Here is a 7,996-nt window from a genome sequence, read left to right as displayed (position 1 = left end):
AGAAAATCGGTTTGTTGGACATATATGGAGTGGATAGAAATGAATAAAAACCAAAAAGACGAACGACATTTGAAACCACCAGAAGAATGGACGGAATATGAAAGCGCCTTGGATTTTCAAGAACGTTGCAATTCTCAAACAATGAAATTAGACTTAACGCCAGAACAAGAGGCGAGAGGAAAAGAGATTAGAAGGAGAACTCGCTTAATGGCGATTCGACGGTTGCTAGAAGAAGGGTATACGATAGAATTTCTAAAAGAAAAACACATTACAGACGAACAGATACAAGAAGCCCTATCCTTTGAATATGAATATGAAGAGTAAGGCTATACAGGATACAAAAGGATAAACTAGAAAGCACAGGTTTTTACAACTTGTGCTTTTTTGTTTGGAAAATTATGAAATGAACCATGGTCATTTAGACAATCTAAATAGACCAAGTAAAGAGGTACATATGCCTTTTGTAGGGGATCACCCCCGCATATGGGGAAATAAAACAGGAAGGATTCTCTCCTTCCTGCTTATTTTATATATTCCTGATATTCTTCCCAAATTTCTTTTCCCGTCTCTTTGATTCCAACATTGTTTTTTTGCACATCGGCGAAGGCTTCATATTTTTCTTTCCGCGTTCTCCAAAGCTCTTGAAGACGCTCCATTCCTCCTGCAGAAAGGGGTCTACCATCTGTAGAAAGCTCCTCCAAAGGACGCAAAATTTGGTAAATTCTTCCATTTTCTCCCATAGGCGGATAATTTTCAGGATCAATAATGGTTCCACCGCCGGTTGAAATTACTACATTTTCCTCCTCTCGAAAGCTTCCCATCACTTCTTTTTCAATGGCACGGAAATGAGGTTCTCCAAATTGTTCGAAAATTTTTGGGATTTCCATCTGGGCATGTTTAATAATTTCTTCGTCTAAATCAATATGCTTCCAACCAGCATTTCTAGCCACCGCTTGGCCAATGGTTGTTTTTCCTGCGCCTGGCATGCCGATAATAACGATTTTCTTTGGTTCTTTTCTCTCTATTTTTTCCATATTATCTCCTTTGATCCAACAATAACAAAGCCGTAAGATTTTCAATAACCGGCAAAGCCCGAATCGGTATAGCCGGGTCGTGTCGCCCATGAATTTCATATTGAATTTCTTCTTGGGTTTTTAGATTTACCGTTTTTTGGATTTTTCCAATAGAAGCCGTTGGCTTAATAGCAACGCGAAAAACAATAGGCATTCCGTTGGTAATCCCTCCCTGAATTCCTCCACTGTGGTTGGTTTGGGTTTGAATGTTTCCCTTTTCCAAAACAAAAGGATCGTTGTTTTCGCTCCCTTTTTTCTCTGTTCCTTGGAATCCGCTTCCAAATTCCAGGCCCTTTACGCCTCCCAAAGCAAAAATTCCCTGAGCAAGGGCGCTCTCGATTCCATCAAATTTTGGATTGCCCCAACCAGCCGGAACATTGTGGACCATAATTTCCACGATGCCCCCGACGCTATCTTTTTCTTCCATAAGTTGCTTCAATTGTTTTTTAGCTTCTTCCCGTTTTTCAGAGTAAAAGAAAGGAATTTCTCCCACAGGAATTTCCTCATTCAAAGGAATGTTTTCCATCGGCTCCTCTTCAATGTCTCCTAAACGTTTCAAATGTCCCCGAATCAAAATTCCATCCTGTGCCAAAATTTCCCTAGCAATGGCCCCAAAAAATACCATCGGAGCCGTAAGTCGTCCAGAAAAATGACCACCTCCACGATAATCTTCGTAGCCATTGTAACGAATATGGGCCGTGTAATCGGCGTGGGATGGGCGGAGAATTTCCGGACGATAATCCTTAGAACGGGCATCTTGGTTGCGAATTTCCACAGCCAAAGGCGCCCCCGTTGTTTTCCCCTGAAAAACCCCCGAGAGAATTTCGTATTGGTCCGGTTCCTTTCTTGGGGTAGCGTAATCGCCTCCCGTCTTTCGCCGTTCCATCTCCCGTTGAATCCGAACGTTAGGAATGGGAATTCCCGGAGGAAGGCCCTCAAGGACTCCGCCAATGGCCGGACCGTGGCTTTCGCCAAAAATAGTAAGTCGTATATTTTTTCCTATGGTTGAGGACATAGCTTTCCTCCTAATTTCTGAATTTCCCTATAAAAACCAGGGTAGGATTTATCAATCGCATTTTCTCCTATTATATGAACCGGATTCTCGCAAATTTGGCTCGCAACCGCAGCCGCCATAGCAATTCTATGGTCCTTATAACTGTTGACGGTGCCGCCCATTAATCCACCCGTTCCCTGAATTTTCAAACCGTCCGCGGTCTCTTGAACAACGCCCCCCAAAGCCTCAATCATCTCTTTTGTACTTTGAATTCGGTCGCTTTCCTTATAACGCAGTCGCTCCCCATGGATAAACGTCGTCGTTCCATGGGCCTTTGTAGCAAGAATAGCAAGAATCGGCAACAAATCCGGAATTTCTCGCAAATCAATCTCTTGCCCTTGGAGATTTTTTCCCTTTACAAGAATCCCATCGTCTTCCAAAATCTCTGCACCAAAATTCTCTAAAATTTCCAGAATTTTTCGGTCTCCCTGCCTAGAACGGCGATCCAAATGTTTCACAGAAATTTCTGTCCCATCCCCAATAGCACTAGCAACAAGGAAAAAAGCCCCATTGGACCAATCGCCCTCTAAATAAATTTCCGGATTCCCAATCGGAACTTGGTTTTTCGGAATTTTGTAGCCATGGGGCGTTTCCTCCACACGGATTTGAAAAGTCTCCATTGCCTCTAAAGTCAAATCCACATAAGGCTTTGACTCCAACTCCGTCGTCAAACAAATTTCGCAATCTTCCTTTTGAAAAATACTAGACAACAAAAATCCAGAAATATATTGAGAAGAAATATTTCCCGGCAAAGAAACTTTCTTCCAACGAAGCCTCCCTTGGGTCTTGAAAGGAAGTTTTTTCCTAGAAAACTGAACGCCATTCTCTTCCATAACATCCACAAGAGTTTGTAACGGACGCTCCGGCAGTCTGCCTTCTCCCGTAAAAAAAGAAGTTTCCCAAAGACTCGCCACAAGAGGAAGGAGCAACCGCAAAGTCGTTCCACTTTCTCCACAATCAATGCGAGGCTCTTTCTGAAAAGTTCGGGTAGGCTCAATTTCCAAAGTCCTTCCATGGATTTTAACCCTCGCTCCCATTTCCTCCACAGCCGATACCGTCCGCCGCAAATCATCAGACTCTATAAAGTTGTAAATTTTTGATGGACGATTCGCCACAGCCCCAAGAAGAATCATCCGATGGGCAATGGATTTTGACGGAATCATAGAAACCTCTCCCGTCCACTTTTTTGGGTCGATGGTTAACATAATTTCCCCTTAATGATTTTTTAGAATTTCCGTAGCAAGTTCCAACATTTCAATGGCAAGATGGTGGTTATCGCCAATTAAATCAAACACAGCATCCTCACTTAACACACCGCATTTCACATCCGATGGAATCGCTCCGCAATTGGAATCCTCCACATCTTGAAAAAACTCCTCGCTTCCATAATATTCACGAAGAACTTGGTAGGCTTTTTGAGCCTGAGCAAAATTCTCCAAAGCAAGTTCCATTTCTTCCACCGCCTTACTATGGTTGTCTAAAATGGTCTCCATTTCTTTTATTCGTAGGATTTGGTTCATAATACCTCCTAAAATTTTTAATATAATCTTTTCTTTATTCTACCACGGATTCCCCCCAAACACGTCATTTCGACTAAGAAAAAACGCCAGTTTTTTCGCACGGAGAAATCTCACCAGGGTCAGCGTCCACCTAAAACAAAACCCCTGTAATGACATAACTGGATGGGGGAGAACAAGGGGGAAGGGGCACTCAACAACGCACCCACCCAACCACGTCATTTCGACTAAGAAAAAGCATTTGCTTTTTCGCATGGAGAAATCTCACCAGGGTCAGCGTCCACCTAGAACAAGGCCCTTGTAACAATAAACGTAAACCCCTGTCAGATTTCTCCACTCGCAATTTTTTACAAAAATTCCTCGGTCGAAATGACATAACTGGCGGGGGAGGGAATATCCCCCTTATTTCCACGAAACCCCACCCAACCACGTCATTTCGACTAAGAAAACCGAAGGTTTTCGCACGGAGAAATCTCACCAGGGTCAGCGTCCACCTAGAACAAGGCCCTTGTAACAATAAACGTAAACCCCTGTCAGATTTCTCCACTCGCAATTTTTTACAAAAATTCCTCGGTCGAAATGACATAACTGGTGGGGAGAACAAGGTGAAGGCCTTTGTAATGCCATAACCAGCGAAGGCAATTTCTCCCGCGAATCCATACAATGCTTTTTCGCCAGAAAAAGCCACTGATAGAAAAGCGTTAGGGTAACAAGGGTGGGGGTCCTAGGGGAGGGACATAGGGCGAATCGCAACGCCCTTGTCCTTGCCCCTAGAAAACGAATAAGAAAAGAATGAGAAAGTTTGCGAAATCCACGAAGGAGAAAAGAATCAAAACATCCCCCTTATTTCCACGGAACACCCACCCAACCACGTCATTTCGACTAAGAAAACCGAAGGTTTTCGCACGGAGAAATCTCACCGGGGGTGAGTGTCCACTTGGGGGAAAGCCCTTGGGTGTGTCAGCGTAAAACCCCTGTCAGATTTCTCCACTTCAAAATCCCTAACGGAATTTTTCCGGTCGAAATGACGTAATTGGTCGCGTCCACCTAAAACAAGGCCCTTGGGCGTGAGAACGTAAAACCCCTGTCAGATTTCTCCACTCGCAATTTTTATCAAAATCCCTCGGTCGAAATGACATAACCAGGGCAGAGAATATCCCTTTTACATCCACGGAAACCCCACCCAACCCCAAAAACAAAAAACTTCACAAAATTTTCAAAAAACCCCCACTCCACCCAAAATCCAAAAATCCCGCCCCAAACCCTCCGCCTCATTTCCTCCCAAACCAAACAAAAAACAACGCAATAAACCACCAAACCCAATCCCCAAAAAATCCCATAAAATCAACGTTTGAAAGGGTGTCATTAAACTGTAATTTTACAACTCCCTTTTCTGGTGTATAATAATAACATCATGGAGAACAATGACAACTGAATATTTAAGAAAACCAATTCGAGAAGATTCAGTTCGTCTATTCTCATGGCCTAAGTGACTTTACCAGTTGAAGGTAAAATCACTAGATGGTATAATAATGTTAGATCACAAGATTCTAAATCTTGTTGAATCTGAAAAATCACAAGGAGGTCGTAAGACGAGATGAACAAGAAATTTCTTAGCCTTGTACTAGCACTAGTAATGGTACTTGGCGCATTCACAAGCGTCTTCGCAGCGGATGCTGTCGACACGAAAGAAGTTCCTAAATTAACTTCTAACGATGCAAAAATCCAATGGTTAGTGGATAACGAAATCGTAATCGGTCGTAAAGTAAACGAAAAAGCAGAAGACAATGACTTAGCTCTAACAGAAACTATCCAAAGAGCAGAAGTTACAAAATTATTGGTATACGCTATTGGTAAAGCGGACTTAGCTGAAAAATTATTCGGTTTAGTGAACCCTTACTCTGACGTAGCAAAAGACTACTGGGCTAATGGCTACATTACAGTTGGTACAACTTCTGTAGCTGACAACGGTTTAGCATTCTTAAACGGTTACCCAGATGGAACTTTCAAACCAATGAACAACGTAACTTACGCTGAATTGGCAAAAATGTTAGTAGTATTAGCTGATGATGAGTTAACTCAAGCTCAACACGATGCTTACAACGCTAACTGGCCAACTGCTTGGGTTGTTAAAGCAACTGAAATGGGTATCTTCGAAGGCATTACTAACGTAAACGCTAACGATGACGTTATCCGTAGCAACGGTTTCGTAATGATGTTCAACGCATTCTATGCAATGAAAGACATTAGAGTAATCCCTGTTAATGAAACAATTGGTGTTATCTCTAAAAAATCTGACGGAACTACTTTAACATTGAACCAAGGCGATTTCTTAAAAGAATTCAAAGTTGACGAAAACACTGTATTCGTGGGCGAAGATCTTAAAGAAGCTAGCCAAAAATGGCTTAGCCAAGAAACTAAAGCTGCTGACTACTTTGTAGGTTCTTTAGTTCGTGTATTGGTTCAAGATGATGTTGTAACTCACATCGTTGAGTTAGGTAGACCAGCTGGTGTTGTTGAAGCAGATAGAAATGCTTGGACAGGCATTATCGCTGATGATGGTTATATCACTAACATGAGCTCTTTAGATAAAGAGAATGAAACAGTTAAAGGTTATAGAGGAGATGCTAACTTAACTAGCAAAACTCGTTACTTTGTAGCTGATTACAATGAAAATGCTTTAACTGAAGTGAAAGATTTTGATGCAGCTATGGATTTAGTTGATGAATTACTTCCAAATGTAGAAGGTTACTTTGCTTACAACGTTCTTCCAAATAGTGGAGTAAAAGAAGCTAAAGTTGTTGTATTCAGCGAAGTTAATACTAAAGATACTGACGCAACTTTAGTACGTGTTAACGCACCTGTTACTAACGGATCTTTCAACTTACCAGCACAAGCTCCTGGTTTAACTGAAACTGCTGTTGTAAACTATGACTTAAGAAACGTTACTAGTATCTTCCCATACAACTACAACGTTGAAAAATATGACGTATTAAAAATAGTTGCGGACAAAGATAACAAAGTTACAGACGTTCCAAAACAAGAAGAATTAGTTATTGATTACTCTGTAGATAACATCTACAAAGTAGTTGAAATCAACAAAGGTACTGTAGATGCATTACCAACTACACCAGCTCAACAAGTAAATGAAATGGTATTAGTGGATGCTGCTGGAAACAGAGCAAGAGTTGACTTACCAACTGACTACGATGCATTCTTCACTGATGGAATCAAAGTAGGTGCTTTCGTTCAATTGACAGTTGAAGCTACTGACAAAGGTGTTTTGGCTGATATCGTATCTGTAGTTCCTGCAACTAAAGTACGTGGAGAGTTTACTGCAGATTTCAATAATGTTGAAAAAGTTACTGACACTGTAACATTCATCTACAAAGGTGAATATACTAAAAATACAGCTGAGCATGACTACCTATATACTGCAAAAATCTACGTAGTAGATGCTGATGGAGTAGCAAGCGCAACTCCAACAACTGTAAATACTAATAATCCTGACTTGAAAGCTGGCAACACTTATGAAGGTCAACTATTCGTTCAAGATGTTGCAGGTGCAGTACCTGTATTAGCTGACAAAGCTACACTTGTTAAATAATTAAATTTAACAAATAAAAAGAACCCGAAAGGGTTCTTTTTATTGTGCTTTTTTCTATTTTTTGGGAGCGCCCCACCCTACCACGTCATTTCCGACAACGCCCCTCCCAACCCCGTCATTCACGAAGCACCCTCCCAACCACGTCATTTCGACTAAGAAAAAGCAACGCTTTTTCGCACGGAGAAATCTCACCAGGGTCCACGCAAACCTAGGGGAAAGCTCTTGGAAATGAGAACGTAAAACTCCTGTCAGATTTCTCCATTCACAAATTTTTACAAAAATTCCTCGGTCGAAATGACGTAACTGGTTGCGTCCACCTAGAACAAGGCCCTTGCCAACAACGGCCCCAACCCTGTCATTCACGAAGCACCCTCCCAACCACGTCATTTCGACTAAGAAAAAACGTCAGTTTTTTCGCATGGAGAAATCTCACCAGGGTCCACGCAAACCTAGGGGAAAGCCCTTGGAACTATGAACGTAAAAGGCATGTCAGATTTCTCCACTTCAAAATCCCTAACGGAATTTTTCCGGTCGAAATGACATAACTGGTTGCGTCCACCTAGAACAAGGCCCTTACAACGGAGCACCCACCCAACCACGTCATTTCGACTAAGAAAACCGAAGGTTTTCGCACGGAGAAATCTCACCGGGGTGAGCGTCCACCTGGAGGAAAGCCCTTGGAACTATGAACGTAAAAGGCATGTCAGATTTCTCCACTTCAAAATCCCTAACGGAATTTTTCCGG

General features: G+C 42.0%; 6 protein-coding genes. 2 read left to right on the top strand and 4 right to left on the bottom strand.

Annotated elements, in window-relative coordinates; all coding sequences use genetic code 11:
• The coding region (locus LQU94_RS07975; protein WP_230697148.1) for a hypothetical protein at nucleotides 1-324 on the top strand (324 nt) is incomplete at its 5' end.
• Between the two features lie 197 nt (nucleotides 325-521).
• On the opposite strand, the gene LQU94_RS07970 is transcribed toward LQU94_RS07975, so the two are convergent.
• From LQU94_RS07970 to LQU94_RS07955, 4 genes are read right to left on the bottom strand one after another with little or no spacing between them, the layout of a single operon-like run.
• Nucleotides 522-1,034, bottom strand: coding sequence for a shikimate kinase (locus LQU94_RS07970; RefSeq protein WP_230697147.1), 513 nt, complete (start codon nucleotides 1,032-1,034; stop codon nucleotides 522-524).
• A 1-nt stretch (nucleotide 1,035) separates the two neighbouring features.
• On the bottom strand, nucleotides 1,036-2,088 hold the full coding sequence (gene aroC / locus LQU94_RS07965) for a chorismate synthase (RefSeq protein ID WP_230697146.1): 1,053 nt from the start codon (nucleotides 2,086-2,088) through the stop codon (nucleotides 1,036-1,038).
• Nucleotides 2,073-3,332 carry a 3-phosphoshikimate 1-carboxyvinyltransferase gene (gene aroA, locus LQU94_RS07960; protein WP_230697145.1) on the bottom strand — a complete coding sequence of 420 codons (1,260 nt, stop codon included), beginning with the start codon at nucleotides 3,330-3,332 and terminating at the stop codon, nucleotides 2,073-2,075. The genes aroC and aroA overlap by 16 nt, the downstream gene beginning before the upstream one ends.
• Nucleotides 3,333-3,341: 9 nt before the next feature.
• Nucleotides 3,342-3,647: a DUF4298 domain-containing protein gene (locus tag LQU94_RS07955; RefSeq protein ID WP_230697144.1), complete on the bottom strand. Its 306-nt coding sequence runs from the start codon at nucleotides 3,645-3,647 to the stop codon at nucleotides 3,342-3,344.
• 1,594 nt (nucleotides 3,648-5,241) lie between these two features.
• Here LQU94_RS07955 and LQU94_RS07950 point away from each other — a divergent pair.
• Nucleotides 5,242-7,251 (top strand): S-layer homology domain-containing protein, encoded by a 2,010-nt coding sequence (locus tag LQU94_RS07950; RefSeq protein ID WP_230697143.1) that lies wholly within the window; start codon nucleotides 5,242-5,244, stop codon nucleotides 7,249-7,251.
• The last annotated feature ends 745 nt before the right edge of the window (nucleotides 7,252-7,996 follow it).

Source organism: Peptoniphilus sp. KCTC 25270 (assembly GCF_021012875.1).
Taxonomy (GTDB): domain Bacteria; phylum Bacillota; class Clostridia; order Tissierellales; family Peptoniphilaceae; genus JAJMZJ01.
This window is presented reverse-complemented; position numbering and strand designations above follow the sequence as displayed.